Origin of the sequence: Pseudomonas sp. PSB11, from assembly GCF_014596605.1 — a bacterium.
Lineage (GTDB): Bacteria > Pseudomonadota > Gammaproteobacteria > Pseudomonadales > Pseudomonadaceae > Aquipseudomonas > Aquipseudomonas umsongensis.
Map to the genome: position 1 here is coordinate 162240 of NZ_NOIO01000003.1, position 25910 is coordinate 188149.

The 25910-nt window shown below is 60.8% G+C and carries 26 protein-coding genes; 22 read left to right on the plus strand and 4 right to left on the minus strand.

The features are described from left to right. The first annotated feature begins 71 nt into the window (after positions 1-71). The 9 genes from CGA21_RS05760 to CGA21_RS05800 all read left to right on the plus strand — a co-directional run bounded on the left by CGA21_RS05760 (position 72) and on the right by CGA21_RS05800 (position 10161). A complete protein-coding gene (locus CGA21_RS05760) occupies positions 72-947 on the plus strand; it encodes an SMP-30/gluconolactonase/LRE family protein (protein WP_188263755.1) in 876 nt (291 codons plus the stop codon). Between the two features lie 268 nt (positions 948-1215). Further along, the gene (locus CGA21_RS05765; RefSeq protein ID WP_110754107.1) at positions 1216-2034 is read left to right on the plus strand and encodes an SDR family oxidoreductase; all 819 of its coding nucleotides are present in this window, start codon (positions 1216-1218) and stop codon (positions 2032-2034) included. 99 nt (positions 2035-2133) lie between these two features. Continuing rightward, a complete protein-coding gene (locus CGA21_RS05770; protein ID WP_083349643.1) occupies positions 2134-3138 on the plus strand; it encodes a substrate-binding domain-containing protein in 1005 nt (334 codons plus the stop codon). Positions 3139-3202: 64 nt separating this feature from the next. Further along, positions 3203-4759, plus strand: coding sequence for an L-arabinose ABC transporter ATP-binding protein AraG (gene araG, locus CGA21_RS05775; RefSeq protein ID WP_188263756.1), 1557 nt, complete (start codon positions 3203-3205; stop codon positions 4757-4759). Between the two features lie 12 nt (positions 4760-4771). Beyond that, positions 4772-5740: an L-arabinose ABC transporter permease AraH gene (gene araH, locus CGA21_RS05780; RefSeq protein ID WP_032832152.1), complete on the plus strand. Its 969-nt coding sequence runs from the start codon at positions 4772-4774 to the stop codon at positions 5738-5740. Between the two features lie 160 nt (positions 5741-5900). Beyond that, positions 5901-6614: a GntR family transcriptional regulator gene (locus CGA21_RS05785; RefSeq protein WP_020799951.1), complete on the plus strand. Its 714-nt coding sequence runs from the start codon at positions 5901-5903 to the stop codon at positions 6612-6614. Then, a complete protein-coding gene (locus tag CGA21_RS05790) occupies positions 6611-7609 on the plus strand; it encodes an ADP-ribosylglycohydrolase family protein (protein ID WP_188263757.1) in 999 nt (332 codons plus the stop codon). Before CGA21_RS05785 ends, CGA21_RS05790 begins: the two co-directional genes overlap by 4 nt. 175 nt (positions 7610-7784) lie before the next feature. After that, on the plus strand, positions 7785-9239 hold the full coding sequence (locus tag CGA21_RS05795) for a purine-cytosine permease family protein (protein WP_110749790.1): 1455 nt from the start codon (positions 7785-7787) through the stop codon (positions 9237-9239). Next, positions 9232-10161 (plus strand): PfkB family carbohydrate kinase, encoded by a 930-nt coding sequence (locus CGA21_RS05800; RefSeq protein WP_188263758.1) that lies wholly within the window; start codon positions 9232-9234, stop codon positions 10159-10161. Before CGA21_RS05795 ends, CGA21_RS05800 begins: the two co-directional genes overlap by 8 nt. A gap of 105 nt (positions 10162-10266) precedes the next feature. Here the strand turns inward: CGA21_RS05800 and CGA21_RS05805 are convergent, their stop codons facing one another. The 3 genes from CGA21_RS05805 to CGA21_RS05815 are packed head-to-tail and all read right to left on the minus strand — an operon-like array spanning position 10267 to position 11304. Beyond that, complete coding sequence (locus CGA21_RS05805; RefSeq protein WP_020799955.1) at positions 10267-10647, minus strand: Rho termination factor N-terminal domain-containing protein; 381 nt, start codon at positions 10645-10647, stop codon at positions 10267-10269. A 27-nt stretch (positions 10648-10674) separates the two neighbouring features. Next, the gene (locus CGA21_RS05810; RefSeq protein WP_020799956.1) at positions 10675-10929 is read right to left on the minus strand and encodes a hypothetical protein; all 255 of its coding nucleotides are present in this window, start codon (positions 10927-10929) and stop codon (positions 10675-10677) included. Between the two features lie 39 nt (positions 10930-10968). After that, positions 10969-11304, minus strand: coding sequence for a hypothetical protein (locus CGA21_RS05815; RefSeq protein ID WP_188263759.1), 336 nt, complete (start codon positions 11302-11304; stop codon positions 10969-10971). Between the two features lie 224 nt (positions 11305-11528). Between CGA21_RS05815 and CGA21_RS05820 the strand changes: the two genes are divergently transcribed. The 6 genes from CGA21_RS05820 to CGA21_RS05845 all read left to right on the plus strand — a co-directional run bounded on the left by CGA21_RS05820 (position 11529) and on the right by CGA21_RS05845 (position 17360). Next, positions 11529-12011 (plus strand): GNAT family N-acetyltransferase, encoded by a 483-nt coding sequence (locus tag CGA21_RS05820; protein WP_008065853.1) that lies wholly within the window; start codon positions 11529-11531, stop codon positions 12009-12011. A 191-nt stretch (positions 12012-12202) separates the two neighbouring features. Then, a complete protein-coding gene (locus CGA21_RS05825) occupies positions 12203-13195 on the plus strand; it encodes a 2-dehydro-3-deoxygalactonokinase (protein ID WP_188263760.1) in 993 nt (330 codons plus the stop codon). A 19-nt stretch (positions 13196-13214) separates the two neighbouring features. Then, positions 13215-13835, plus strand: coding sequence for a 2-dehydro-3-deoxy-6-phosphogalactonate aldolase (locus tag CGA21_RS05830; protein ID WP_110749782.1), 621 nt, complete (start codon positions 13215-13217; stop codon positions 13833-13835). Between the two features lie 48 nt (positions 13836-13883). After that, on the plus strand, positions 13884-15032 hold the full coding sequence (gene dgoD / locus CGA21_RS05835) for a galactonate dehydratase (RefSeq protein WP_110749780.1): 1149 nt from the start codon (positions 13884-13886) through the stop codon (positions 15030-15032). Positions 15033-15185: 153 nt separating this feature from the next. Continuing rightward, complete coding sequence (locus CGA21_RS05840) at positions 15186-16496, plus strand: MFS transporter (RefSeq protein ID WP_020799962.1); 1311 nt, start codon at positions 15186-15188, stop codon at positions 16494-16496. Positions 16497-16556: 60 nt separating this feature from the next. Then, positions 16557-17360: an IclR family transcriptional regulator gene (locus tag CGA21_RS05845; protein ID WP_188263761.1), complete on the plus strand. Its 804-nt coding sequence runs from the start codon at positions 16557-16559 to the stop codon at positions 17358-17360. Between the two features lie 185 nt (positions 17361-17545). On the opposite strand, the gene CGA21_RS05850 is transcribed toward CGA21_RS05845, so the two are convergent. Then, positions 17546-19210: an electron transfer flavoprotein-ubiquinone oxidoreductase gene (locus CGA21_RS05850; RefSeq protein ID WP_110749775.1), complete on the minus strand. Its 1665-nt coding sequence runs from the start codon at positions 19208-19210 to the stop codon at positions 17546-17548. Positions 19211-19757: 547 nt separating this feature from the next. Here CGA21_RS05850 and CGA21_RS05855 point away from each other — a divergent pair. The 7 genes from CGA21_RS05855 to CGA21_RS05885 all read left to right on the plus strand — a co-directional run bounded on the left by CGA21_RS05855 (position 19758) and on the right by CGA21_RS05885 (position 25827). Next, the gene (locus tag CGA21_RS05855; RefSeq protein ID WP_110749773.1) at positions 19758-20507 is read left to right on the plus strand and encodes an electron transfer flavoprotein subunit beta/FixA family protein; all 750 of its coding nucleotides are present in this window, start codon (positions 19758-19760) and stop codon (positions 20505-20507) included. Further along, the gene (locus tag CGA21_RS05860; RefSeq protein WP_188263762.1) at positions 20508-21437 is read left to right on the plus strand and encodes an electron transfer flavoprotein subunit alpha/FixB family protein; all 930 of its coding nucleotides are present in this window, start codon (positions 20508-20510) and stop codon (positions 21435-21437) included. Positions 21438-21573: 136 nt separating this feature from the next. Next, entirely contained in the window at positions 21574-22380 is an 807-nt protein-coding gene (locus CGA21_RS05865) for a substrate-binding periplasmic protein (RefSeq protein ID WP_188263763.1), read from the plus strand. 9 nt (positions 22381-22389) lie between these two features. After that, positions 22390-22746, plus strand: coding sequence for a DUF4398 domain-containing protein (locus CGA21_RS05870; protein ID WP_110749767.1), 357 nt, complete (start codon positions 22390-22392; stop codon positions 22744-22746). Then, positions 22743-23555, plus strand: a complete 813-nt coding sequence (locus tag CGA21_RS05875; protein WP_110749765.1) for an OmpA family protein — start codon at positions 22743-22745, stop codon at positions 23553-23555. Before CGA21_RS05870 ends, CGA21_RS05875 begins: the two co-directional genes overlap by 4 nt. Before the next feature lie 286 nt (positions 23556-23841). Continuing rightward, complete coding sequence (locus CGA21_RS05880) at positions 23842-25281, plus strand: PLP-dependent aminotransferase family protein (RefSeq protein WP_020799971.1); 1440 nt, start codon at positions 23842-23844, stop codon at positions 25279-25281. Positions 25282-25371: 90 nt separating this feature from the next. Beyond that, entirely contained in the window at positions 25372-25827 is a 456-nt protein-coding gene (locus tag CGA21_RS05885) for a translation initiation factor 2 (protein WP_110749763.1), read from the plus strand. The last annotated feature ends 83 nt before the right edge of the window (positions 25828-25910 follow it).

A 25910-nucleotide genomic window follows, 5' to 3' on the forward strand; every position in this document is an offset into this window, starting at 1 on the left:
TGTGGCTCTGAAGGACGCCATCGCCAGCCAGCCGGCTCGTACCGAAAAACAATAAAAAAGCAGGAGGTTTCATGACGTTGACTGCGGTTACCGAGCACCGGGCGCAACTCGGCGAAGGTCCGTTCTGGGATGCGCCGACCCAGGCGCTGTACTGGGTGGACATTGCCGGCAAACAGGCGCTGCGGTTGATCGGCGCCAACGTGCAGATCTGGCAGATGCCGGAGCATGTGTCGGCATTCATCCCCTGTACGAGCGGTGATGCGCTGGTGACCTTGAGCAGCGGCGTGTATCGGCTTGACCTTGATTCTCCGGGATTGGAACCGCGACTGAGCTTGTTTTGCGTCGCGGATCCGCAGCCTGGTAACCGCGCCAACGAAGCCCGCTGCGATGCCCAGGGCAGGCTGTGGCTTGGCACCATGCAGAACAACATCGGCGAGCAGGGCGAAGACCTGCCCGTCGAACGGCGTTGCGGTGGCCTGTTCCGAATCGATAGCGATGCGCGGGTCACGCCACTGCTGCGTGGGCTGGGTATCCCCAATACGTTGTTGTGGAGCGACGACGCCACTACCGTCTATTTCGGTGACAGTCTCGACGGCACGTTGTGCAGATACTTCATTCGTGCTGACGGCCATCTTGACCCGCCACAAGCCTGGTTCGGTCCTCATCCACTCGGCGGCCCGGACGGCTCGGCAATGGACGCCGAGGGTTTTGTCTGGAATGCCCGATGGGACGGCAGTTGCCTACTCAGGCTGACACCGGACGGGCAGGTCGATCGAGTGGTCGAACTGCCCGTCAGCCGTCCGACCAGTTGCGTATTCGGCGATGCGGACCTGAAAACCCTGTACATCACCAGCGCCGCGAGCCCCTTGGGGCATCCGCTGGATGGGGCGGTGCTGGCGATTCGCGTCGACGTTGCAGGAAAGTTCTGTAGCCGATTCTCAGGTTAAATCCCTAAATATGGGATGCAAATATATATATTGAGATTTCCTGCGCGTCGGGTTTATAGTCGGCGCCATCAGTTACACGCACTCACACTTACAAAAACAAAACAGGTGAAGTGATGCAGCGATATTCCCCCGCACTCCCTCGTGGAGTCCGCGTTTCAAAGCACCCCGATGCTGAAACGTTTCGCGCCTGCCTGTTTCTTCCTCAACGCCCTTTTGACCGGACCTGACGTCCGGTTTTCGTCGTGCTTTCGAACAGGAGTCCTGATCCATGGCTGAACCTCTTTCGTTACCGCCGGTGCCCGAGCCACCCAAGGGCGAGCGCCTGAAAAACAAAGTCGTACTGCTGACCGGCGCCGCTCAGGGCATCGGCGAGGCGATCGTTGCGACCTTCGCTTCCCAGCAGGCCAAGCTGGTCATCAGCGATATCCAGGCCGAAAAAGTCGAAAACGTCGCGTCACAGTGGCGGAGCAAAGGGGCTGACGTGGTGGCGATCAAGGCCGACGTTTCCCAGCAGCAGGACTTGCAGGCGATGGCCAGGCTGGCGGTTGAGCTTCACGGGCGGATCGACGTGTTGGTCAACTGTGCTGGGGTCAACGTGTTCCGAGATCCGCTGGAAATGACCGAGGAAGACTGGCGTCGCTGCTTCGCCATTGACCTGGACGGTGCCTGGTACGGCTGCAAGGCTGTATTGCCGCAGATGATCGAGCAGGGTATCGGCAGCATCATCAACATCGCCTCCACCCATTCCACCCACATCATTCCAGGCTGCTTCCCTTATCCGGTGGCCAAGCACGGCCTGCTCGGCCTGACCCGCGCCCTGGGTATCGAATACGCACCCAAGGGCATTCGGGTCAACGCCATCGCGCCGGGCTACATCGAAACCCAATTGAACGTCGACTACTGGAACGGCTTTGCCGACCCCCAGGCCGAACGTCAGCGCGCCTTTGACCTGCACCCGCCGCGGCGCATCGGCCAGCCAATCGAGGTGGCCATGACCGCAGTGTTCCTGGCCAGTGATGAAGCACCGTTCATCAACGCTTCGTGCATCACCATCGATGGCGGGCGCTCAGTGATGTACCACGACTAGGTCATCCGGGCCTCAGGTGCAAAACTGCGCCTGAAATTCAATCATCATACGATATGACTATTGGCACTACGCTCAACAAAAACAACAAGGAGTCAGCTTATGAATCGTCGTCATGCCATCCGTTCCCTATGCTGCGCCGCCGTGGCGGTCAGCGCGTTCAGCCTGAGCAGCACGCTGCTGGCGGCTGAGGAAGTGAAAATCGGTTTCCTGGTCAAGCAAGCGGAGGAACCCTGGTTCCAGACCGAATGGGCCTTCGCTGAAAAGGCCGGCAAGGAGAAGGGCTTTACCCTGATCAAGATCGCCGTGCCCGATGGCGAGAAAACCCTGTCGGCCATCGACAGCCTGGCCGCCAACGGCGCCAAGGGCTTCGTGATCTGCCCGCCGGACGTGTCCCTGGGCCCTGCGATCATGGCCAAGGCCAAGCTCAATGGCTTGAAAGTGATCGCCGTGGATGACCGCTTCGTCGATGCCAGTGGCAAGTTCATGGAGGACGTCCCATACCTGGGCATGGCCGCCTTTGAAGTCGGCCAGAAGCAAGGCAGCGCCATGGCCACCGAGGCGAAGAAGCGCGGTTGGGAGTGGAAAGACACCTATGCGGTGATCAATACCTTCAACGAACTCGACACCGGCAAGAAACGCACCGACGGCTCGGTCAAGGCGCTGGAAGATGCCGGCATGCCCAAAGACCACATCCTGTTCGCGGCCCTGAAAACCCTCGACGTACCGGGCAGCATGGACGCCACCAACTCGGCACTGGTGAAGCTACCGAGCGCGGCGAAGAACCTGATCATCGGCGGCATGAACGACAACACGGTGCTGGGTGGCGTGCGTGCCACTGAAGCCGCCGGTTTTGCCGCGTCGAACGTGATCGGCATCGGCATCAACGGCACCGACGCCATTGGCGAGCTTAAGAAACCCGACAGCGGCTTCTACGGGTCGATGCTGCCAAGCCCGCACATCGAGGGCTACAACACCGCCAGCATGATGTACGAGTGGGTCACCAGCGGCAAAGAACCGGCGAAATACACCGCCATGGACGACGTGACACTGATCACGCGCGACAACTTCAAGCAGGAACTGGAAAAGATCGGCCTGTGGAACTGAGGGCCGGTTGATTTCATCGGTGACCCTGGCAGCGGGGTTGCCCGATCTGTGCGATGAGGTGGTTATGGCCCAAAGACAAGTACAACAACACACCGGCAGCTCTTTGAGTGGCAGTGGCAGCTTGCGCTTCAACGGGATCGGCAAGACCTTTCCCGGTGTGAAGGCGCTGGACAACATTAACTTCGTCGCCCATCCGGGGCAGGTTCATGCCTTGATGGGCGAGAACGGTGCCGGCAAGTCGACCCTGCTGAAAATCCTCGGCGGCGCCTACACCCCGAGCAGCGGCGACCTGCAGATCGGCGGCCAGACGATGGCGTTCAAGTCCACGGCCGACAGCATTGGCAGCGGGGTCGCGGTGATTCATCAGGAACTGCACCTGGTGCCGGAAATGACCGTGGCGGAAAATCTGTTTCTCGGTCACCTGCCGGCCAGTTTCGGCTTGATCAATCGCGCAACGTTGCGTCAGCAAGCCCTGGCCTGTCTCAGGGGCCTGGCCGACGAAATCGACCCGCAGGAGAAAGTCGGGCGCTTGTCCCTCGGTCAGCGGCAGCTGGTCGAGATCGCCAAGGCGTTGTCCCGTGGTGCGCATGTCATCGCTTTCGACGAGCCCACCAGCAGTCTTTCGGCGCGGGAGATCGACCGCTTGATGGCGATCATCGGTCGGCTGCGCGATGAAGGCAAAGTGGTGCTCTACGTCTCCCATCGCATGGAGGAGGTGTTCCGCATCTGCAATGCGGTGACGGTGTTCAAGGACGGCCGTTACGTGCGCACCTTCGAAGACATGAGCGAGTTGACCCATGATCAGTTGGTCACCTGCATGGTCGGTCGCGACATTCAGGACATCTACGATTACCGCCCGCGCCAGCGCGGCGCGGTGGCGTTGAAGGTCGATGCCCTGCTCGGGCCAGGCCTGCGCGAACCGGTGAGTTTCGATGCGCACAAGGGTGAGATCCTTGGCTTGTTCGGCCTGGTCGGCGCGGGGCGCACGGAATTGTTTCGCCTGCTTAGCGGGCTGGAGCGCAACAGCGCCGGGCGTCTTGAACTGCGCGGCCATGAACTGAAACTGCGCTCGCCCCGGGATGCGATTGCGGCCGGGATCCTGCTCTGTCCAGAAGACCGCAAGAAGGAGGGCATCCTGCCGCTGGCAAGCGTCGCCGAGAACATCAACATCAGCGCCCGTGGTGCGCATTCAACCTTTGGTTGCCTGTTGCGTGGCCTGTGGGAGAAGGGCAACGCCGACAAGCAGATCAAGGCGCTCAAGGTAAAAACGCCACACGCCGGGCAACAGATCAAGTTCCTGTCCGGCGGCAACCAGCAGAAGGCCATTCTCGGTCGCTGGCTGTCGATGCCGATGAAAGTCCTGCTGCTCGACGAGCCCACCCGTGGCATCGACATCGGCGCCAAGGCCGAAATCTACCAGATCATCCATAACCTGGCCGCCAGCGGCATTGCGGTGATCGTGGTGTCCAGCGACCTGATGGAAGTGATGGGCATTTCCGACCGCATCCTGGTGTTGTGCGAAGGCGCGCTGCGCGGCGAACTGAGCCGCGAACAGGCCAATGAATCCAACCTGCTGCAACTGGCTTTGCCGCGCCAACGCGCTGACGGCGTGGCGAACTGAGAGGTGACTATGATGACAACCCAAAACGAAACCCTGCCGACTGCACGCAAACCCCTGGACCTGCGGCGCTTTCTCGATGACTGGGTGATGCTGCTGGCGGCCGTCGGTATCTTCGTGCTCTGCACCTTGCTGATCGACAACTTCCTCTCGCCATTGAACATGCGCGGCCTGGGCCTGGCGATTTCCACCACCGGGATCGCGGCATGCACCATGTTGTACTGCCTGGCGTCCGGGCATTTCGACTTGTCGGTGGGATCGGTGATCGCCTGCGCCGGGGTGGTTGCCGCCGTGGTCATGCGTGACACCGACAGCGTATTTCTCGGTGTCAGCGCGGCGCTGGCGATGGGGCTGATCGTCGGCCTGATCAACGGCATCGTGATTGCCAAGCTGCGGGTCAACGCACTGATCACCACGCTGGCGACCATGCAGATCGTGCGCGGTCTGGCCTACATCTTCGCCAATGGCAAGGCGGTGGGGGTGTCCCAGGAGTCGTTCTTCGTGTTCGGCAACGGCCAGTTGTTCGGGGTGCCGGTGCCGATCCTGATCACCATCGTCTGCTTCCTGTTCTTTGGCTGGTTGCTCAACTACACCACCTACGGGCGCAACACCATGGCCATCGGCGGCAACCAGGAAGCGGCGCTGCTGGCGGGGGTCAACGTTGACCGGACCAAGATCATCATCTTCGCCGTGCACGGCCTGATCGGTGCACTGGCCGGGGTGATCCTGGCATCGCGCATGACCTCGGGCCAGCCGATGATCGGCCAGGGCTTCGAGCTGACGGTAATCTCGGCCTGCGTGCTCGGCGGCGTGTCGCTCAGTGGCGGGATCGGCATGATCCGGCATGTGATTGCCGGGGTGTTGATCCTGGCAATCATCGAGAACGCGATGAACCTGAAAAACATCGATACGTTCTACCAGTACGTGATCCGCGGATCGATCCTGTTGCTGGCCGTCGTCATCGACCGCCTCAAGCAGCGTTAACCCTACAATTGATCGTTCCCACGCTCCGCGTTCCAGCTCTCGAAAGGGACGCAGAGCGTCCCGGGCTGCATTCCCACGCAGAGCGTGGGAACGATCCCTTCTGTCATCTCCCGTAAATATTTCTTGCCCGTCGCAACCCGTTTCGGGTATCAATTTGTACATGATTAGACAGGTACGCTTTGACAAGAAACAACGGGTGGTCGACGAACTCATTCGGCGCATCGAAAGCGGTCTCATGGAGGACGGTTTTCATCTGCCGGGCGAGCATCAGTTGGCTCAAGAATTCAAAGTCAGCCGAGGAACCTTGCGTGAAGCGCTAGCCGAGCTGAAACGGCGCAACTACATTGCGACGCAAAGCGGGGTCGGGTCCATCGTCACTTTCGACGGTGTGGTACTGGATCAGCGCAGCGGCTGGGCCCAGGCCCTTGCCGACAGCGGCGCACTGGTCAATACCGAAGTGTTGCGGCTGGAAGCCGTGAGCCGTCCCGACCTGCTACCGCGTTTCGGCACTGACCAGTTCATCACCCTGGACCGTCGCCGCCGATCCAACGATGGCACGCTGGTCTCCCTTGAACGCTCATTGATGCCTGCTACCGGCGGCCTGGAAAGCCTGCCGCGGGTTGGCTTGATCGATAACTCGCTGACCATCACGTTGGCCGCCTATGGCTATATCGGCGAGCGCGGTGATCAATGGATCGGCGCCGAGCCGTTGAACGCCACCGATGCCGAACTGTTGGGGCGGCCGGTCGGCACGGTTTTCCTCAAGGCCTTGCGCACCACCTATGACCGGAAAAACCGCTTCATGGAACAGGTGGAAAGCCTGCTCGATCCTGTGCATTTTCGCCTGCACCTGCAATTCGGACCATCGAAATGACGGCGCTCAATCGTGCGCTAGGCGCGTTTTATGGCCTGGCGCTGGGCGATGCGCTTGGCATGCCGACCCAATCCCTTAGTCGCAGCCAGATTCGGGCGCGCTTTGGCGAGATCACCGGCCTTGAAGATGCCGGTCCCGATCAGCCGATCGCCGCCAATATGCCCAAGGGCTCGATCACCGACGACACCGAACAAGCCATTCTGGTCGGCCAACTGTTGCTCGAAGGTCAAGGCAATATCCAACCCACGGTGCTGGCACAGCGCTTGATCGAATGGGAAGCCGTGATGCAGGCCAAGGGCTCGCAGGACTTGCTCGGCCCTTCGACCAAACGCGCGATCGAAATGATCCTCGCCGGCCATTCGCCCGAAGAAGCTGGTCGCTACGGCACTACCAATGGCGCGGCGATGCGGATCACGCCGGTCGGGATTGCCGCGGACGTGGCCAGTCCCGAGCGCTTCATCGATGCCGTGGTGCAGGCCTGCCAGGTCACCCACAACACCACGCTGGGCATTTCCAGCGCGGCGGCGGTGGCGGCGGTGGTTTCCGCCGGCATCAACGGCATGGACCTGGGCGAGGCGCTGAACCTCGGCCAGCAAATCGCCCAGCAAGCCGAAGGCCATGGCCACTGGGTTGCCGGCGGACGAATCGCTTCGCGCATCAGTTGGGCGCGCAGCATCAGCGTCGACAGTGACAAGGCGTTGCTCGCCGATGTGCTGTACGACGTGATCGGCACCTCGGTGGCGTCCCAGGAGTCGGTGGTGGTGTCGTTTGCCCTGGCCCAGCAAGTGGCCATCGGCGAAATGAATGCCTTCGACGCGCTGTGCATGGCGGCAAGCCTGGGCGGCGACACCGACACCATCGCGGCGATTCTGGGGGCGATGCTCGGGGCTTGCCTTGGGTTGGAGAGTTGGCCGGTGGCGATGATCGAGAAGGTCAAGGCGGTCAATGATCTGGAACTTGAACCCCTCGTCAGAGGACTCCTCACCCTGCGCTGAGGAGCCCCTGTAGGAGCTGCCGCAGGCTGCGATCTTTTGATCTTGGCGGCCTTGAGGTCGCTGAAAATCAAGGTCAAAAGATCGCAGCCTGCGGCAGCTCCTACAGGGGATTGTCGGGAGCCACCCAATATCTGAATTGCCCACAACCACAAAAATGGCAACAGGAGCATTTTTCATGAGTTCATCGAACGCCGGGCAACTGGAAACCCGCGGCATCGAGCCGGTGCCGGAGGCCGAGTGCAATGGCCATCCGCTGCAGCTGTTCTGGGTCTGGTTCGCTGCCAACATTTCCATTCTCGGCCTGCCGCTGGGCGCGACCCTCGTGGCGTTTCGCGGGTTGGCGATCTGGCAGGCAATCATTGTCGCGATCCTCGGCGCCGCCGGTTCCTTCGCGGTGGTCGGGATCATATCCATCGCCGGTCGTCGTGGCCGCGCGCCAAGCCTGACCCTGTCACGCGCCATCTTCGGCGTGCGCGGCAATATTGGCCCGACCCTGGTGTCGCTGATGTCGCGCCTGGGCTGGGAAACCGTCAACACCACCACCGCCGCGTTCGTTCTGCTGTCGCTGTGCTCGATCCTCTTTGGTTCGCCGGTAGAGGCCAAAAGCGCGCCACTGCTGACCCTGCTGTTCATCGCGATATTCGTGCTGCTGACCTTGTCGGTGTCCGGCCTCGGTCACGCCACATTGCTGGTGATCCAGAAGTGGGCGACCTATGTGTTCGGGGCACTGAATATCCTGGTCGGCGGTTTCCTTTGCGCCACCATCGACTGGAGCGCGGTGTTCAACGCCGCACCGGCACCTATGAGCGCGATGATCATCGGTATCGGCACCATGGCGGCCGGCACCGGGATCGGTTGGGCCAACGCTGGCGCGGACATGTCGCGTTACCAGCACCGCAGTGTGAAGGCCGTGCGCCTGGTGGCGTCAGCGGCGTTCGGCGCGGGCATTCCACTGGTGCTGTTGATCACCCTCGGAGGCCTGTTGTCGGTGGGCAACAGCGACCTGGCCCAGGCCACTGACCCAATCATCGCCATCCGCGACATGCTGCCGACCTGGATGGCCGTGCCCTACCTGATCACCGCGTTCGGTGGCCTGCTGCTGTCGAACAACCTGTCGGTGTATTCCGCCGGCCTGACCACACTGACCCTCGGCCTGAAGGTCAAGCGCGTCTACGCCGTGGTGGTGGACATCGTGGCGATCTTCGCCGGTTCGATTTACTTCATGTTGATCGCCGACAGTTTCTATGGCCCGTTCATCACCTTCATTTCCCTGTTGGCGGTGCCGATCACGGCATGGGTAGGGATCTTCGTGGTCGATCTGATTCATCGTCATTACTACAGTCCCAAGGACCTGCTGGACGTCAGCCCGCGTAGCGCCTACTGGTATCAAGGCGGCGTCGAGTGGCGCGCGTTCGGTGCCTGGGCGGTGGCGATCGTGCTCGGTTTCAGTTTCACCACCATCGGCACCACGGCAGAAAACGTCTGGTTCAAAGGCTTCCTGTCCGACTCGTGGCTGGGGCATAACGGTCTCGGCTGGATCGTGACCTTCGTGGTCGCCGGTGGCATTTATCGGGTGCTCGGCGGGGCGAAAGACCGTCGGGCCGCGTTGATCGAGAATGCTCATGCCTAAGATGCTGCACACGGGCCAGGTCATCATCGACCTGGTCATGGCCGTGGATAAATTGCCGCAAGCGGGGGGCGATGTGTTGGCGCAGTCCGCGAGTTTCCAGGCTGGCGGCGGTTTTAATGTAATGGCAGCCGCCCAGCGCAATGGGCTTTCGGTGGTCTACCTCGGTCGCCACGGCACCGGGCGATTCGGTGACCTGGCGCGTGAAGCAATGAACGCCGAAGGCATCCGGATCGGCATTACTGAGCGCGCCGAGCGCGATACCGGGTTATGCGTCGCCATCACCGACGCCTCGGCCGAACGCAGTTTCGTTTCCTACATCGGTGCCGAAGGCGAATTGACTGCGCAAGACCTGGGCAGCGTGCCGGTCGAGGCGGGCGATTATGTCTACGTCAGCGGCTACAGCCTCCTGCAGGCGGGGAAGGCGCGGGCGCTGGTGGATTGGGTGCTGGCGTTGCCGAACGGGATCAATGTGGTGTTCGATCCGGGGCCGTTGGTGGATTCCCCGGATGCGCCGCTGATGCAAACGTTGTTGGCGCGCATCGACGTGTGGACCAGTAACAGCGCCGAAGCGTTGAAGATTACAGGTGCAACGCAAATCGATCAGGCGCTGGATCGTCTGGTTGAACATTTGCCGCGCGATGTCCTCATGGTCGTTCGCGACGGGCCGCAAGGATGCTGGGTTCATCAGCAAGGCGAACGTCGGCATGTACCAGGTTTCAAGGTGCAGGCGGTGGACAGCAATGGCGCCGGCGATGCCCATGCCGGGGTGTTCGTGGCGGGATTGGCGCAGGGGTTGTCTGCGCTTGATGCCGCGCAACGGGCCAATGCGGCAGCGGCGCTGGCGGTGACCCGGTGGGGGCCGGCGACTTCGCCTGGGATTGCCGAGGTAGATGCTTTTATCTGCAGGACTCTCGGCGCCTGATCGACCGTCATCGCTGGCAAGCCAGCTCCTACAAGGGATCTTGTCGTCACGTAATTCTTGTGGGAGCGGGCTTGCTCGCGAAGAGGCCCTGGCATTCAACATATATCAGCCAGCCTTGCGCAACGCCTCGATCAACTCCTGCTTGCGCATGCTGGACCGGCCCGGAATATTCTTCGCCCGGGCTTCTTTCATCAGGCTGTCGACGGTCTGCACCTCGCGCGAAGCCTTGCTGTTGCGCGAATGACCTTCACGGCTGAGCACTGCGCGTCGCGACGATTCCTCTCGATCCTGCGCCTTGGCGCGGGCCGGCTTCTTGCGCCCTGAACCACCGGCACGCTCACCACCGCCGGACTGTTTGTTCACGGTCGCCCAGGCACGCGCTTCGGCTTCGTCCTTGGACACGCCTTTGCGCTCGTAACTGTCTTCGATATGTTCAGCCTTGCGTTTCTGCTCGGCGGTGTATTTGTCTTTGCTTCCACGAGGCATGGGATTTCTCCTGGCTTCTTGGTGGGTTCAAACATCCAGCTTGCGTGCCGCTTCGACGCCGGCAGCGCTGAGTTTGATCGGCAGGTTCAGCGAGTGTTCGCCGGCTTCGTTGCATTGCACGTTGCCGTGCTGGATCAGTCCACGCTCCTGCAGTGCGGCGAGGGTACTGGCCACGACTTTCTCCCCCCGGTAATTGTCCAGCACCTCCTTGCCCAGACCGCTGGGGTGGGCGTGCAGGAGGCGGGTCAGGACTTCTTTTTCCAGGTTTTTATCGGCGTTCATGGTTACCTCTTCGTTGTGATGAGTCGGTAAAGTGGCGAGCTACTGGCTCGCGCCGCCTATTGAGCCCGGGCTTTCGGTGGTGGTAGAGCCTATGCCGGGGCTGGCGTTATCAGGTGTCTTGGTATCGGGCAGGTTCAAGCCGCCCTGGCGGCCCGCATCGTTACCCTGGATCCGCGGATCGGTGCCAGTCGACGGCGGCAAGTTACTGTCGACGCCCGTGCCGTTGATGTTGATCAGGGGGACGCTCTGGAGGGCGGGGGCTCTGGGCGTTTCGACCGGGTTGGTCAGGCCGGTGCCGGACGCGGTCGTGGCAGCGATGGCAAGCGGGGACATCAGGACAGCGAGGGCGAGGGCGGTCAACCTGGTCGAGAGCATGGCGCGGTGTCTCCATTGATTAAGAGTCCTTACCTGATGTTGGTCCGCCCCCGTTTTGAATTGGTGCCTGATCAGCGACGAACGGTCTAGACCCACAGCAGGATCGAGCCCCGCCGATGAATCACCTGCCACAGATGAATCACCTGCCACATGCCACAAGTCCCCTCGCCACAGGCCGAGCGGCGCCTTAGTATGGCGTTTTCAACTTCTGACAAGGCACGTCCATGACGATCGAAATCCGCCCGGCAACCCCCAGTGACGCGCCGCAAATCCTCGCGTTCATCACTGAACTGGCCGACTACGAACGTGCTCGCCATGAAGTCATCGCCAGTGTCGCCGACATCGAGCGCAGCCTGTTCAGTGAAGGCGCGACGGCCCATGGCCTGATCTGCCTGCGCGAGGGGGTGCCCATCGGTTTTGCGGTGTTCTTTTTCAGCTACTCCACCTGGCTGGGCAGCAACTGCCTGTACCTCGAAGACTTGTACATCACACCGGAACAGCGCGGTGGCGGTGCGGGTAAAACCTTGTTGCGGCACCTGGCGAAAATCGCCTGTGCCAACGACTGTGGGCGCTTCGAATGGAGCGTGCTGGAGTGGAACACCCCGGCTATCGACTTCTACAAATCCCTGGGCGCGCAGCCGCAGGAAGAGTGGGTGCGCTACCGCATGGACGGGGCCGTCTTGCGGGATTTTGCCGAGGGTAATTGATACCGTTTAAGAGATCGCAGCCTTCGGCAGCGCCATGAATCGCGTGTAAACCCGATCCTGGAGCTGCCGAAGGCTGCGATCTTTTTTTGTCTTGTCTCAATATATGGGATTGATATTTATATATTGAGATTTGGCGGCGCCAAGGTTTATAGTCCGCCTCACTCACTGCCAAAAACAGAACAGGTGAAGCGATGCAGGCGCAATTAATCGCGCTCGATTGGGGGACAACCTCATTACGTGCCTACAAACTTGCCGCGGGCGGCCAGGTGCTCGAACAGCGCTCGTTGTCGTCGGGGATCATGCAGTTGCCCAAGGCTGCGCGAATGATCAACGGCCGCGAGTGCGTCGATGGTTTTGAACTGGCTTTTGACCAGGCCTGTGGCGATTGGCTCGACGAACAGCCTGACTTGCCGGTGATAGCCTGCGGCATGGTGGGCAGCGCCCAGGGCTGGCGCGAGGCGGCTTATCGCGACACGCCGGCGAACGTCGCCAATCTCGGTACCGCCCTGCAAACCGTGCGCAGTCTTCGCGGTGTCGATGTACACATCGTGCCGGGGGTGATCCAGCGTTCGCGCCTGCCGAACGTGATGCGCGGCGAAGAAACCCAAGTGCTCGGCGTACTGCAGAACATCGCAGGGGAGGCGGGCACCGATCTGCTGATCGGCCTGCCGGGCAGCCATTCGAAATGGGTGGAAGTGGCCGACGGCTGCATCGTGCATTTCGATACCTTCATGACCGGTGAAGTCTTCGCCGTGCTCAGCGAACACAGCATTCTGGGGCGTACCCAGCAACGCGGCGCGTCATTCGATGGCGATGCGTTCGATCGCGGCGTGCAGGTGGCGTTGTCGTCGGACGGCGAAATCGGCCCCTTGTCGACCTTGTTCAGCGCCCGCAGCCTCGGTCTGACCGGCGAGCTCAGCGCCACGGCGCAAGCCGATTACTTGTCCGGCCTGTTGATCGGCCATGAACTGTCGGCCCTGGCTTGCGTGCAACGTCGTCGACGCAACAGCGTGCAGCTGCCTTCGATCATCCTGATTGGCAATTCCCAACTGTGCAGCCGCTACAGCCGCGCGCTCGATGCCTGCGGTTATGCGCGGGTGACGTTGGCCGAGCAGGCCACCGAACGCGGGTTGTGGCAGCTGGCACTGGCTGCCGGCCTGATCTCGCCCACGCCACATCGTTAACCCTGACTGGAGTCCTGACATGCTCAAACACGCACTGGCGCAAAACGGGCTGATCGCGATCCTGCGTGGCCTGCGCCCGCAAGAGGCCGCTGCTATCGGCGAAGTCCTGTATGAAGCCGGATTTCGCGTCATCGAAGTGCCGCTCAATTCCCCGGAGCCGTACGAAAGCATCCGCATCCTGCGCAGTACGTTGCCCGCCGATTGCCTGATTGGCGCGGGTACGGTGCTGACGCCGCAGCAGGTTGAACAGGTAAAGGCAGCGGGTGGCCAGGTGATCGTCATGCCCCACAGCGATCCGAAGGTGTTGCGCGCGGCGAAAGCGGCTGGCCTTTATCTGTCGCCCGGTGTTGCCACCCCCACCGAGGCCTTCGCGGCACTGGCCGAGGGCGCTGATGTGCTGAAGTTGTTCCCGGCCGAGCAGATGGGCCCGGCGGTCGTCAAGGCCTGGCTCGCGGTGCTGCCGGCGGGAACGATCCTGGCGCCCGTCGGTGGCATTACCCCGGACAACATGCAGGTGTTTATCGACGCGGGCGTCAAAGGCTTCGGCCTCGGGTCCGGGTTGTTCAAGCCGGGCATGACGCCTGAGCAAGTAGCGGCCAATGCCAAGGCCTACGTGACTGCCTGGAAAGCCCTTCGCTAAGACTTTTTTGGCGCTGCGAGCGCTGGATCTAACAAGAGAGACCGACAGATGAAAATCACCAAACTGACCACCTTCATCGTTCCGCCACGCTGGTGCTTCCTCAAGGTCGAGACCGATGAAGGCGTGACCGGCTGGGGCGAGCCCGTAGTCGAAGGCCGCGCTCACACTGTCGCGGCTGCCGTTGAGGAATTGTCCGACTACCTGATCGGCAAAGACCCACGCAATATCGAAGACATCTGGACCGTGCTGTACCGCGGTGGTTTTTACCGTGGTGGCGCCATTCACATGAGCGCCCTGGCCGGCATCGACCAGGCGTTGTGGGACATCAAGGGCAAGGCGCTGGGCGTGTCGGTCAGTGATCTGCTGGGTGGACAGGTGCGGGATAAGATCCGCGTGTATTCGTGGATCGGCGGCGACCGCCCGGCAGACACTGCGCGCGCGGCGAAAGAAGCGGTCAGTCGGGGCTTCACCGCAGTGAAAATGAATGGCACCGAAGAGCTGCAGTTCCTCGATACCTTCGACAAAGTCGACCTGGCGCTGGCCAACGTGGCTGCCGTGCGTGATGCGGTCGGGCCGAACGTCGGCATCGGCGTCGACTTCCATGGCCGGGTGCACAAGCCCATGGCCAAGGTGCTGATGAAGGAACTCGATCCGTACAAGCTGATGTTCATCGAAGAACCGGTGCTCAGCGAAAACTACGAAGCGCTCAAGGAGCTGGCCCCGCTGACCAGCACGCCGATTGCCCTGGGTGAGCGGCTGTTCTCGCGCTGGGATTTCAAGCGCGTGCTCAGCGAGGGCTACGTCGACATCATCCAGCCGGATGCTTCACATGCGGGCGGCATCACCGAAACCCGCAAGATCGCCAACATGGCCGAAGCCTATGACGTGGCGTTGGCGCTGCATTGCCCGCTGGGTCCGATTGCCCTGGCGGCATGCCTGCAACTGGATGCTGTCTGCTACAACGCGTTCATCCAGGAACAGAGCCTGGGCATCCATTACAACGAGAGCAACGACCTGCTCGACTATGTGAAGGATCCACAGGTATTCGATTACGACAAAGGCTTCGTGAAAATCCCGAACGGGCCGGGCCTGGGCATCGAGATCAACGAGGAATATGTGATCGAACGCGCCGCTGTTGGCCACCGTTGGCGCAACCCGATCTGGCGCCATGCCGACGGCAGTTTTGCCGAGTGGTAATGCCTGTGCGGTGATTGTTCCCACGCTCTGCGTGGGAATACCTCACAGGACGCTCTGCGTCCGCTTTTGGGACGCAGAGCGTCCCTGGCTGCATTCCCACGCAGAGCGTGGGAACGATCACGACCTCAATAAACATAAAAAGAGGCACTCCCCATGCAACCGCAAACCCTCACCGGGCAGGCGTCGTTGGCGGCACCCAGCCGCAAGCGTTTTTTCATCATGGTCCTGTTGTTCATCACCGTGGTGATCAACTACCTGGACCGCAGCAACCTGTCGATCGCTGCGCCAGCGCTGACCAGCGACCTGGGCATCGATCCAATACACGTCGGCCTGATCTTCTCGGCCTTCGGCTGGACCTACGCCGCCATGCAGATTCCCGGTGGCTGGCTGGTGGACCGGGTGCCGCCGCGCATTCTGTATACCGCTGCACTCCTGTTATGGTCGATTGCCACGGTCATGCTCGGCTTCGCGGGCAGCTTCATCGCCCTGTTCGTATTGCGCATGGCGGTCGGTGCCCTGGAAGCGCCGGCCTATCCGATCAACAGTCGCGTGGTTACCACCTGGTTCCCGGAGCGTGAGCGTGCCACGGCCATCGGTTTCTACACGTCTGGACAGTTCGTCGGCCTGGCTTTCCTGACACCGGTATTGGCTTGGCTGCAGCATGAATTCGGCTGGCACATGGTGTTCGTGGCCACCGGCGCAGTGGGCATTCTCTGGGCGGTGATCTGGTACGCGGTGTATCGCGAGCCACGGGATTTCAAAGGCGCCAACGACGCCGAAATCGACTTGATCCGCGAAGGCGGCGGGCTGGTGGATATCCAGGCCGAACAAGCCAGGGTCAAAGCCAAATTCAGCTGGACCGACCTGGGGATCGTCCTCACCAAGCGCAAACTCTGGGGCATCTACCTCGGCCAGTTCTGCCTCAACTCGACGCTGTGGTTTTTCCTGACGTGGTTCCCGACCTACCTGGTGAAATACCGCGGCATGGACTTCATCAAGTCCGGATTGCTGGCATCGCTGCCGTTTCTCGCGGCGTTCGTCGGCGTGCTGTGCTCCGGTTTCTTCTCGGACTTTCTGATTCGTCGCGGCTACTCCGTGGGCTTCGCCCGCAAGTTGCCGATCATCAGTGGCCTGCTGATTTCCACTTCGATCATTGGCGCCAACTTCGTTGAGTCGACGCCGCTGGTAATTGCCTTCCTCGCGCTGGCGTTTTTCGGCAACGGCCTGGCTTCGATCACCTGGTCGCTGGTGTCGACCCTGGCTCCGGCGCGACTGCTTGGGCTGACCGGTGGGGTATTCAACTTCATCGGCAACCTGTCGGCCATCGCCACGCCGATCGTCATCGGCTTCCTTGCCAGCGGTGACTCCTTTGCCCCGGCCATTACCTATATCTCGGTCCTGGCGTTGATCGGTGCACTTTCCTACATCTTGCTGGTGGGCAAGGTCGAGCGTATCAAGTTGTAGTCGTGACCCGCGGGCGACCATAATGCCGCCCGTTCACTCGCTCAACGGTAAAGGCTGGATATGCAGGAAGACGCCCCAAAAATCGCCAAGGACGCCGCACCGACCGGCACCCAGACCCTGCTTCGCGGGCTGGGTGTGGTTCAGGCCGTGGCCAGTGGCGCCCGCGATCTCAAGGAAATCGCCCGGTTGATCGGCACCACGCGCAGCACCACCCATCGCCTGGCCAGTTGCCTGGTGGACGAGCGATATCTGCGGGTGGTGCCGCAGGTCGGTTACCTGTTGGGGCCCAAGTTGATCGAACTGGGGTTTCAGGCGCGTGAGGAATTGCCGCTGGTGACCCTGGCCGGGCCATATCTGGATGAGCTGTCGGCGTTGACCGGCGATACCATTCACCTGGCCATCCGCGAAGGCGACGAGGTGCTGTACCTGCTCAAGAACCCGGGGCGCAACGGCCCGGAAATGCGCTCGCGGGTCGGCCATCGCATGCCCTTGGCGCGTACTGGAATCGGCAAGGCGTTGATGCTCGATGACTCGCCGCAAGAGTGGCAGCGCTTGTACGAAATCAGCCTGCCAGTGGGTGGGAAAAACCAGTTCTGGCCGCTGCACCCCGAGCAGTCGTGGGAACAGTTCCAGCAGCGCATGATCGAGTACGTGGCCGGCGGTTATGCCTTCGACCTGGAAGACAACGAACCGTCGATCCGCTGCGTGGCGGCACCGATCCGCGATGCCAGCAAACGCATTGTCGCCGGTATCAGCATCGCCAGTACCGTGCCGTACATGCCGCTGGAAAAAATGGCCGAGCTGATTCCTTTGATCAAAGGGGTTACGGCCCGACTCTCGGCGGAGCTGGGCGCCAAAATCTGACGATATGCGGTCATCCTTGTGGGAGCGAGCCTGCTCGCGAAAGCGATTTATCATTCGATACGGGTATCGACTGACACACTGCCTTCGCGAGCAGGCTCGCTCCCACATTGGTTTAATGGTGTTGCCTAAATTGCAGGCAACAAAAAGGCCCCCAATTCGGGAGCCTTGATGTTCAGTGGTTCGGCTTACATGTTCGGGTAAGTCGGGCCGCCGGCACCTTCCGGTGTCACCCAGGTGATGTTCTGTGCAGGGTCCTTGATGTCGCAGGTCTTGCAGTGAACGCAGTTCTGGGCGTTGATCTGGAAGCGCTTCTCACCGTCTTCCTTGGTCACCACTTCATACACGCCGGCCGGGCAGTAGCGCTGGGCCGGTTCGTCGTACAGCGGCAGGTTCTTGCTGATCGGGATGCTCGCGTCAGCCAGTTTCAGGTGGCACGGCTGCTCTTCTTCATGGTTAGTCCCGGAAATGAACACCGAGCTCAATTTGTCGAAGCTGATCTTGCCGTCCGGTTTCGGGTAGTCGATCTTCTTGCAGTCGGCTGCCAGTTTCAGGCACGCGTAATCCGGCTTGGTGTCGTGCAGGGTGAACGGCAGTTTGCCGCCGAAGATGTTCTGATCCAGCCAGTTGAAGCCGCCGCCGACGATAGCGCCGAACTTGTGGATCGCCGGGCCGAAGTTGCGGCTGGCGAACAGTTCTTCGTACAGCCAGCTCTTCTTGAAGCTTTCGACGTATTGGGTGAGTTCATCACCACCTTCGGACTCGGCGAACAGGCGATCGGCCACGGCGTCAGCCGCCAGCATGCCGGACTTCATCGCGGTGTGGCTGCCCTTGATCTTGGCGAAGTTCAGGGTGCCGAGGTCGCAGCCGATCAGCGCGCCGCCCTTGAAGACCATTTTCGGCAGCGAGTTCAGGCCGCCCTTGCAGATGGCGCGGGCGCCGTAGCTGACGCGCTTGCCGCCTTCCAGGTACTGCTTGAGCACCGGGTGATGCTTGAGGCGCTGAAACTCGTCGAACGGCGACAGGTAGGTGTTGCTGTAGGACAGGTCGACGATCAGGCCCACGACCACCTGGTTGTTTTCCAGGTGGTAGAGGAACGAGCCACCGGTATTCTCGGTGCCCATGATGTCCATCGGCCAACCGGCGGTGTGCACCACCAGGCCTGGTTGGTGCTTGGCCGGATCGATTTCCCAGATCTCTTTCAGGCCGATGCCGTAGTGCTGGGCGTCGGCATCGCTGGCGAGGTTGAAGCGCTTGATCAGTTGCTTGCCGATGTGGCCGCGGCAACCTTCGGCGAACAGCGTGTACTTGCCGCGCAGTTCCATGCCCGGGGTGTACAGGCCTTCTTTTGGGTTGCCTTCGCGGTCAACGCCCAGATCGCCGGTGATGATCCCGCGGACCACGCCATTCTCGTCGAACAGCGCTTCCTGGGCGGCGAAGCCCGGGTAGATCTCCACGCCCAGGTTCTCGGCCTGCTGGGCCAGCCAGCGGCACAGGTTGCCCAGGGAAATGATGTAGTTGCCTTCGTTGTGCATGGTCTTGGGCACAAAGAAGTCTGGGATTTTTTGCGCGCTTTCGGCGTTTTTCAGCACGAAGATGTCATCGCGCGTGACCGGCGTGTTCAGCGGCGCGCCAAGTTCTTTCCAGTTCGGGAACAGTTCGTTCAGGGCGCGGGGTTCGAATACCGCACCGGACAAGATGTGAGCACCGACTTCGGAGCCTTTTTCGACCACGCAGACGCTGATTTCCTTACCGGCTTCGGCGGCCTTCTGCTTCAATCGGCAGGCAGCGGAAAGACCAGCGGGGCCGGCACCGACGATGACCACGTCGAATTCCATGTATTCGCGTTCCACAGGTTATCTCCTACTCAAGGCTCAACAGTTTTTTTTCTAATATGGAGGTTGGGTGTCGCATCCATGAATCCCTGCGCAGCGCCGGGAGAGGACAATCGATTAACCACCTTTCTCTTTGGTGGCGCATTATATCTACACCACTCTCAGCGTCCAATACAAACGTTTGTTTGAAATGGCTCCAAGCCAGAGAAATCAAAGTCACGCGGCTTACCAACGGCCATTTTGGCGTATTGACCGGAATAGGTGTTCCGGTCAAGATACGGGCGGTTTTGCGCTCGCCGTAGGCTGACTATTGGTTTCAAGAGCACCTCTAAAGACAGGGCGATGGCAGTAGAAGGTGATGGGCCGCGCGGGTTTGACGCGCAGTTTACACGTCGCGATATTGAATGACTCGTCAGTCACTGCTGACAAACGGTCATCAGCATCATGAACGATGGTCACTTGACACTTTTGCCGGCGTTTTTGGAGGTGCCCTTGCGCCCGATGAGCATTATCCGCCAGGTTCGCCTAGGCGACTTTCTTTTCACCGGAGAGTAACGAGGAATCCATGAAGGTTCTTGTAGCTGTCAAACGCGTTGTGGATTACAACGTGAAAGTTCGCGTCAAGGCGGACAATTCCGGCGTCGACCTTGCCAACGTCAAGATGTCGATGAACCCGTTCTGCGAGATCGCCGTGGAAGAAGCCGTACGCCTGAAAGAGAAAGGTGTTGCGACTGAAATCGTCGTCGTCTCCGTCGGCCCGTCCACCGCTCAGGAGCAACTGCGCACCGCGCTGGCCCTGGGTGCCGACCGCGCCATCCTCGTCGAGTCCGCCGAAGACCTGACTTCCCTGGCGGTTGCCAAACTGTTGAAAGCCGTTGTCGACAAGGAACAGCCTCAGCTGGTGATCCTTGGCAAACAAGCCATCGACAGCGACAACAACCAGACTGGCCAGATGCTGGCTGCATTGAGCGGCTACGGTCAGGGCACCTTCGCCTCCAAAGTCGAAATCAGCGGCGACAGCGTAGCCGTCACCCGTGAAATCGACGGCGGCGCGCAGACAGTTTCCCTGAAGCTGCCGGCCATCGTCACCACCGACCTGCGTTTGAACGAGCCGCGCTACGCGTCCCTGCCAAACATCATGAAAGCCAAGAAGAAGCCTCTCGAGACGCTGACTCCGGACGCTTTGGGCGTTTCCACCGCCTCCACCAACACAACCTTGAAAGTCGAAGCGCCTGCTGCACGCAGCGCGGGTATCAAGGTCAAGTCGGTGGCTGAACTGGTCGAGAAACTGAAAAACGAAGCGAAGGTAATCTAAATGACTATCTTGGTTATTGCTGAACACGACAACAAAGTAGTGGCCCCGGCCACACTGAACACCGTTGCTGCCGCTGCCAAGATTGGCGGCGACGTCCACGTGCTGGTTGCCGGCCAGGGCGCTGGCGCCGTGGCTGAAGCCGCTGCGAAAATCGCTGGCGTGGCTAAAGTGCTGCTGGCCGACAACGCCGCTTACGCGCATCAGCTGCCGGAAAACGTTGCGCCTCTGGTTGCAGAGTTGGGCAAGGGCTACAGCCACATCCTGGCTGCCGCTACTTCCAACGGCAAAAACATCCTGCCGCGCGTTGCCGCAGCCCTGGACGTTGACCAGATCTCCGAGATCATCTCGGTCGAAAGCGCTGACACCTTCAAGCGTCCGATCTACGCCGGTAACGCCATCGCTACCGTTCAATCGAACGCTGCAGTGAAAGTTATCACCGTGCGTGCCACCGGTTTCGACCCGGTTGCCGCTGAAGGCGGTTGCGCAGCTGTTGAAGCCGTTGGCGCTGCCCACGACGCGGGCATCTCCAGCTTCGTTGGCGAAGAGCTGGCCAAGTCCGATCGTCCGGAACTGACCGCTGCCAAGATCGTCGTTTCCGGCGGTCGCGGCATGCAGAACGGTGACAACTTCAAGCACCTGTACGCCCTGGCCGACAAGCTGGGCGCAGCCGTGGGTGCTTCGCGCGCCGCGGTCGACGCAGGTTTCGTACCCAACGACATGCAGGTCGGTCAGACCGGCAAGATCGTTGCGCCACAGCTGTACATCGCCGTCGGTATTTCCGGCGCGATCCAGCACCTGGCCGGCATGAAAGACTCCAAGGTGATCGTTGCGATCAACAAGGACGAAGAAGCGCCGATCTTCCAGGTGGCCGATTACGGCCTGGTGGCGGACCTGTTCGAAGCCATCCCCGAGTTGGAGAAGCTGGTCTAATCCGGCTGCTTCACTTATAAAGAGCCCGACCCTTTGGTCGGGCTTTTTTTTTGCTTCTCCCCCCCCCCCCCCCCCCCCTGTAGGAGCGAGCATGCTCCTACAGGGATATAAACGGTCTCAACGGGAGCGTGTTGCCATGGATTTGCGCCTACTACTGGTGTTGACGATATTCCCGGCGCTGTCCAATGCCGCCGGCAAGTGCGAACGCCTGGTGGTCACCGGTAGCCCGGATGCGCCACCGTACCTGTGGCAAGACCCGCAGGATCCAAAGCACTTGATTGGCGCCAGTGCCGATATGTTGCAACAGGTAGCGGGGCAGTTGGGCATCAAGGTCCAGTTGCTCTACGCCGGCAAACGCTCCCAGGCCCTGGACGAAGTGCGCAGCGGGCGCATGGACATGCTGGCGGACGCGCCGTTGACAGTTGGCGAGCTGGAATCCCTGGACTACATCCATCCGCCGTTGCTGGAAAACGATTATCTGGTGTGGACCCGCAAGGACTCGTCGCTGGTCTACAACGACGTCCAGGACTTGCACGGTCACCCCGGGGCGTTGTCGGAAAAGTCTCGATTGACCTCGCAATTCGCCACTTTCGCCGAGCAGCAATTGACCCTCACCCGTACGCCAAACCTGACCCAGGCCTTTCAGAAACTGCTCCTGGGGGAGGTGGAGTATGTCTTGGCAGGGCGCTACTCCGGCATGGCCATGGCGCAGACACTGGGCATGGCCAATGACCTGGTCGCCCGCGCGCAACCGGTCGACAAACCCGGACTGTTTCTGGCGCTTTCCCACAACTCCGCCTGCAACGATCCGTGGTTGCGCGGACAGTTGGCCAAAAAGATGACAGAATTGCCCGCGTCCGGACTGACGGAAGCCGTGCTGCAACGCAATATCGAGCTTTGGAACGCGCAGCAGAAGCAACCTGTCAGTACCCCAAAACAGTAGGGATTTTTAGTGAGTATTCGACCTCTTTTCGCTGCCCTGGCCATTCTGGCTCTGGCGGGTTGTGCAGCCGATCCGGCGCCGAATGAACAAATGCGCCTGACCGCACAGGCCGTCGAGCAAGCCCGTGCCGTGGGTGCCACTGCCGACGAAGTGCCGGAGATGAAACTGGCCGAAGACAAATACAACCGGGCCAAGGGCAGCATGGCAGACCAGTCTTTCAGGAATGCGCGGATGCGCGCCGAGCAGGCCGAGCTGGACGCGCGCCTGGCCGAAGCCCGGGTCCTGACCCTCAAGAGTGAAGAACAGCTGAACGTGCTCAATACCCGCATCGCCCGCCTGCAAAAGCAGTTGGGAGCAGCCCAATGAGCCTCAAGTCCAACATTCTCGGCGCTTTGATCCTGGCAGGAACCGTCAGCCTTGTCGGCTGCGCCGGCCAGCAAGGCGAAGCGGCGCTGCAACAGGCGGGCGCCGACTTCCAGAAGGTCAAGGAAGACTCCAACGTGCTGCGCATCGCCCCCAAGGACGTGATTCGCGCCGGTGAGTCCCTGGCCCGCGCCGACCGTTTGTCCACCTATTGGGGCAGCGGCTCGGATGTGGTGCATTACGCTTACCTGAGCCAGCGCTACAGTGAGATCGCCCGGGAGCACACCAATCAGGTGCTCAACGAAGAGCGCGCGGCCAAGCTCGAGCTGGAACGTCAGCGCCTGCAACTGGCCTTGCGCGAATCCAAGTTGCTCAGCGTGCAGCAGCAGGGCAAATGGCTGGAAGAGCAGATCCTGGCCCTGGCCACCACCCAGACCGACCGTGGCCTGGTGATGACCCTGGGTGATGTGCTGTTCGACACCGGCGAAGCAGAGCTGAAAAACTCGGCCAACCGCGTGGTGCTGAAGATCGTGCAGTTCCTGCAGCTCAACCCCAAGCGCGTGGTGCGCATCGAGGGTTACGCCGACAGTACCGGCGGCAAGCAGGAAAACCTCAAGCTGTCCCGCGACCGGGCACAATCGGTCGCGGATGTGCTGATGGACCTGGGTATCGACGACAAGCGCATCCTGGTGGAAGGGTATGGCGACGAGTATCCGGTTGACGCGAACGCCTCCGAACGGGGCCGGGCGCAGAACCGTCGGGTGGAAATTGTGTTTTCCGACGAAAAAGGCCAGCTCGGCGCTGCCCGCTAATGAAATCACGCACTCCGTAGAGCCGGCTTGCTGGCGATGCCATCACTGCGATTGATCTGAAACACCGCGGTTTTGCCATCGCCAGCAAACCGCTTCCTGCAAAGCCCGGCCTGGTAGACAGCGCCGGGTTTTTTTTCGCCTGCCGATTAGCGCACAAAACAGTACAGTTTTTGCTGACACTGCACTGTACTGTCGACTATTGTGGCAACTGTCCCAGTACACTTCTAAACTGTTCCGGTATTGTTTCACACAAGAATAAAATGCCCGTGAAATCGAGTGCTGCGTCATGACCAACCTGTTGCTCTATCAACGTATTGCTCAGCAACTGGCTGAAGACATCCGCCGAGGTGTCTATCAACCGGGAGAGCGCGTGCCTTCGGTGCGCAAGATGAGTTCGCAGCTCAATGTCAGCCACGCCACGGTGTTGCAGGCCTATGCCAACCTTGAAGACCAGGGGCTGATTCGCGCCCGGCCGCAGTCCGGCTACTACGTGCACCAGACCCCGGCGCTGACTGCCCCGACACCGGACATCGCCCGCGTCGAACGTCCAGGCCTGGTCACCCGCAGCAGCATCATTCAGCAAGTGTTGGTCGAATCGCGCCGCGAAGGCGTTTTCCCGTTGGGTGCCGCGGTGCCCAGCGTCGACTATTTGCCGGTGCGTGCCCTGCATCAGCAACTGGCCAAAGTCACCCGGTTCCATAGCCCGCGGGCTTTCAGCTACATGTTCAGCCCCGGTTTCGAGCCCTTGCGTCGACAGGTGGCGATCCGCATGCGCGATGCCGGCGTGGTGGTCGATCCTTCGGAGGTGGTGATCACCCACGGCTGCGTCGACGCCTTGCAGATGTCCCTGCGGGTGCTGACCCGGCCCGGTGACCTGATCGCGGCCGAGTCGCCGACTTACTACGGTCTGCTGCAATTGGCCGATCTGCTGGGCCTCAAGGTCATCGAAATCCCCAGCGACCCGTCCACCGGCATGAGCCTTGAAGCGCTGCAATTGGCGGCCAACCAATGGTCGATCAAGGCGCTGGTGCTGACCACGCGCTTGAGCAATCCGTTGGGCGGCACCATGCCTGAAGAGCGGCAGAAGCAGCTGCTGCGCCTGGCGTCGGACTTTGACATCCAGATAGTCGAAGACGATATCTACGGCGAGCTGATGTTTGAGCAAGGTCGCACCAAATCGCTCAAGGCCTATGATCGGCTGGATCGGGTGATTTATTGCTCGAGCTTCTCCAAGACCCTGTCGCCGGGGGTGCGGATCGGCTGGATGATTGCCGGCAAGTACCAGCAGGAGATCCAGCGCTTGCAGACCTTCAGTACCCATTCGGCCTGTAGCGTCACACAGATGGGCATTGCCGCCTATCTGGAAAATGGTGGTTACGACCGCCATTTGCGTTACATCCGCCAGGAGTACCGCAAGAACCTCAGCGCTTTCCAATTGGCGGTGCAGCAGTATTTCCCCGAAGGCACACAGATGACCCGACCAACAGGCGGTTTCATTTTGTGGGTGAGCCTGCCGGGACGGGTCAATACCCAGGAACTGCATGTGCGCGCGTTGCAGCAGGGCATCAGTATCGCGCCGGGGCTGATTTTCAGTAACACCGAGCAGTTCAATCACTGCATCCGGCTCAATTGCGGCATCCCGTGGAACCGCGAAGCCGAACGTGCGTTGATGACCCTGGGCATGCTTGCCACCCAGCTCTGCCAGGAGATGGCAGGGGGCTTTTGACCAGGCGGTCTCCGTCCGTGCTTGTCACGGGGCGCGCAACAGGGGAGCATAGGCACCTCTGTCGTTTTCGCCGTTTGCATCGTTGGGTACATGAAGCCGATTTTTCCTGCCGTCTGGCTGTTGATCTGCCTGTTAGTGAGTGTTCAGCCGGCGTCCGTCAAGGCCGAGTCCGCGCAGGCAAAGCCCGCCGCAAGCGATGCCAAGGCAACCCCCAGAAAAACCGCACCGGTTAAAAAGCCAACCGCGGTAAAAAAGCGCCCACCGAATGCCGCCAGGTCAAAACCGGCCAGTGCGGTGGTGAAAACCCCGGTACCTTCAGCCAACCTCGATTTGAGCCTGCCCAAGGACATGGTTGAGGAGCTGAAACCGGTCGGTACCGTTCCATTGCCCAAGCGTGAACCGGTACTGCCGCAAATGTTCGGCGACAAAAGCAGTCAGTTCCAGCTCAATGGCAGGCTGATCAACAACGAAATGCAGTTGCAAATGCGTAACGAAGAGCGCCGTGAAGTCGAAGGCGCCGCCCTGGAATTCGAGTTCAAGCGGTAAATCCCGCCTTTGGCTGACCTGCCAGCAGCAGTTGGTCGGAGACTGGCCGGTCACGCCCGTTTGCAGATAAATACCCAGGCAAG

Bases quoted from the DNA above. Each gene is read 5' to 3' on its own strand.
- CGA21_RS05815 (WP_188263759.1), bottom strand. From the start codon at position 11,304: ATGCTCTCGACCAGGTTGACCGCCCTCGCCCTCGCTGTCCTGATGTCC.
- CGA21_RS05855 (WP_110749773.1), top strand. From the start codon at position 19,758: ATGAAGGTTCTTGTAGCTGTCAAACGCGTTGTGGATTACAACGTGAAA.
- CGA21_RS05800 (WP_188263758.1), top strand. From the start codon at position 9,232: ATGCCTAAGATGCTGCACACGGGCCAGGTCATCATCGACCTGGTCATG.
- CGA21_RS05805 (WP_020799955.1), bottom strand. From the start codon at position 10,647: ATGCCTCGTGGAAGCAAAGACAAATACACCGCCGAGCAGAAACGCAAG.
- CGA21_RS05825 (WP_188263760.1), top strand. From the start codon at position 12,203: ATGCAGGCGCAATTAATCGCGCTCGATTGGGGGACAACCTCATTACGT.
- araG (WP_188263756.1), top strand. From the start codon at position 3,203: ATGGCCCAAAGACAAGTACAACAACACACCGGCAGCTCTTTGAGTGGC.
- CGA21_RS05770 (WP_083349643.1), top strand. From the start codon at position 2,134: ATGAATCGTCGTCATGCCATCCGTTCCCTATGCTGCGCCGCCGTGGCG.
- CGA21_RS05795 (WP_110749790.1), top strand. From the start codon at position 7,785: ATGAGTTCATCGAACGCCGGGCAACTGGAAACCCGCGGCATCGAGCCG.
- CGA21_RS05830 (WP_110749782.1), top strand. From the start codon at position 13,215: ATGCTCAAACACGCACTGGCGCAAAACGGGCTGATCGCGATCCTGCGT.
- CGA21_RS05875 (WP_110749765.1), top strand. From the start codon at position 22,743: ATGAGCCTCAAGTCCAACATTCTCGGCGCTTTGATCCTGGCAGGAACC.
- CGA21_RS05840 (WP_020799962.1), top strand. From the start codon at position 15,186: ATGCAACCGCAAACCCTCACCGGGCAGGCGTCGTTGGCGGCACCCAGC.
- CGA21_RS05820 (WP_008065853.1), top strand. From the start codon at position 11,529: ATGACGATCGAAATCCGCCCGGCAACCCCCAGTGACGCGCCGCAAATC.
- CGA21_RS05885 (WP_110749763.1), top strand. From the start codon at position 25,372: ATGAAGCCGATTTTTCCTGCCGTCTGGCTGTTGATCTGCCTGTTAGTG.
- CGA21_RS05860 (WP_188263762.1), top strand. From the start codon at position 20,508: ATGACTATCTTGGTTATTGCTGAACACGACAACAAAGTAGTGGCCCCG.
- CGA21_RS05845 (WP_188263761.1), top strand. From the start codon at position 16,557: ATGCAGGAAGACGCCCCAAAAATCGCCAAGGACGCCGCACCGACCGGC.
- CGA21_RS05790 (WP_188263757.1), top strand. From the start codon at position 6,611: ATGACGGCGCTCAATCGTGCGCTAGGCGCGTTTTATGGCCTGGCGCTG.
- CGA21_RS05865 (WP_188263763.1), top strand. From the start codon at position 21,574: ATGGATTTGCGCCTACTACTGGTGTTGACGATATTCCCGGCGCTGTCC.
- araH (WP_032832152.1), top strand. From the start codon at position 4,772: ATGACAACCCAAAACGAAACCCTGCCGACTGCACGCAAACCCCTGGAC.
- CGA21_RS05760 (WP_188263755.1), top strand. From the start codon at position 72: ATGACGTTGACTGCGGTTACCGAGCACCGGGCGCAACTCGGCGAAGGT.
- dgoD (WP_110749780.1), top strand. From the start codon at position 13,884: ATGAAAATCACCAAACTGACCACCTTCATCGTTCCGCCACGCTGGTGC.
- CGA21_RS05810 (WP_020799956.1), bottom strand. From the start codon at position 10,929: ATGAACGCCGATAAAAACCTGGAAAAAGAAGTCCTGACCCGCCTCCTG.
- CGA21_RS05880 (WP_020799971.1), top strand. From the start codon at position 23,842: ATGACCAACCTGTTGCTCTATCAACGTATTGCTCAGCAACTGGCTGAA.
- CGA21_RS05785 (WP_020799951.1), top strand. From the start codon at position 5,901: ATGATTAGACAGGTACGCTTTGACAAGAAACAACGGGTGGTCGACGAA.
- CGA21_RS05765 (WP_110754107.1), top strand. From the start codon at position 1,216: ATGGCTGAACCTCTTTCGTTACCGCCGGTGCCCGAGCCACCCAAGGGC.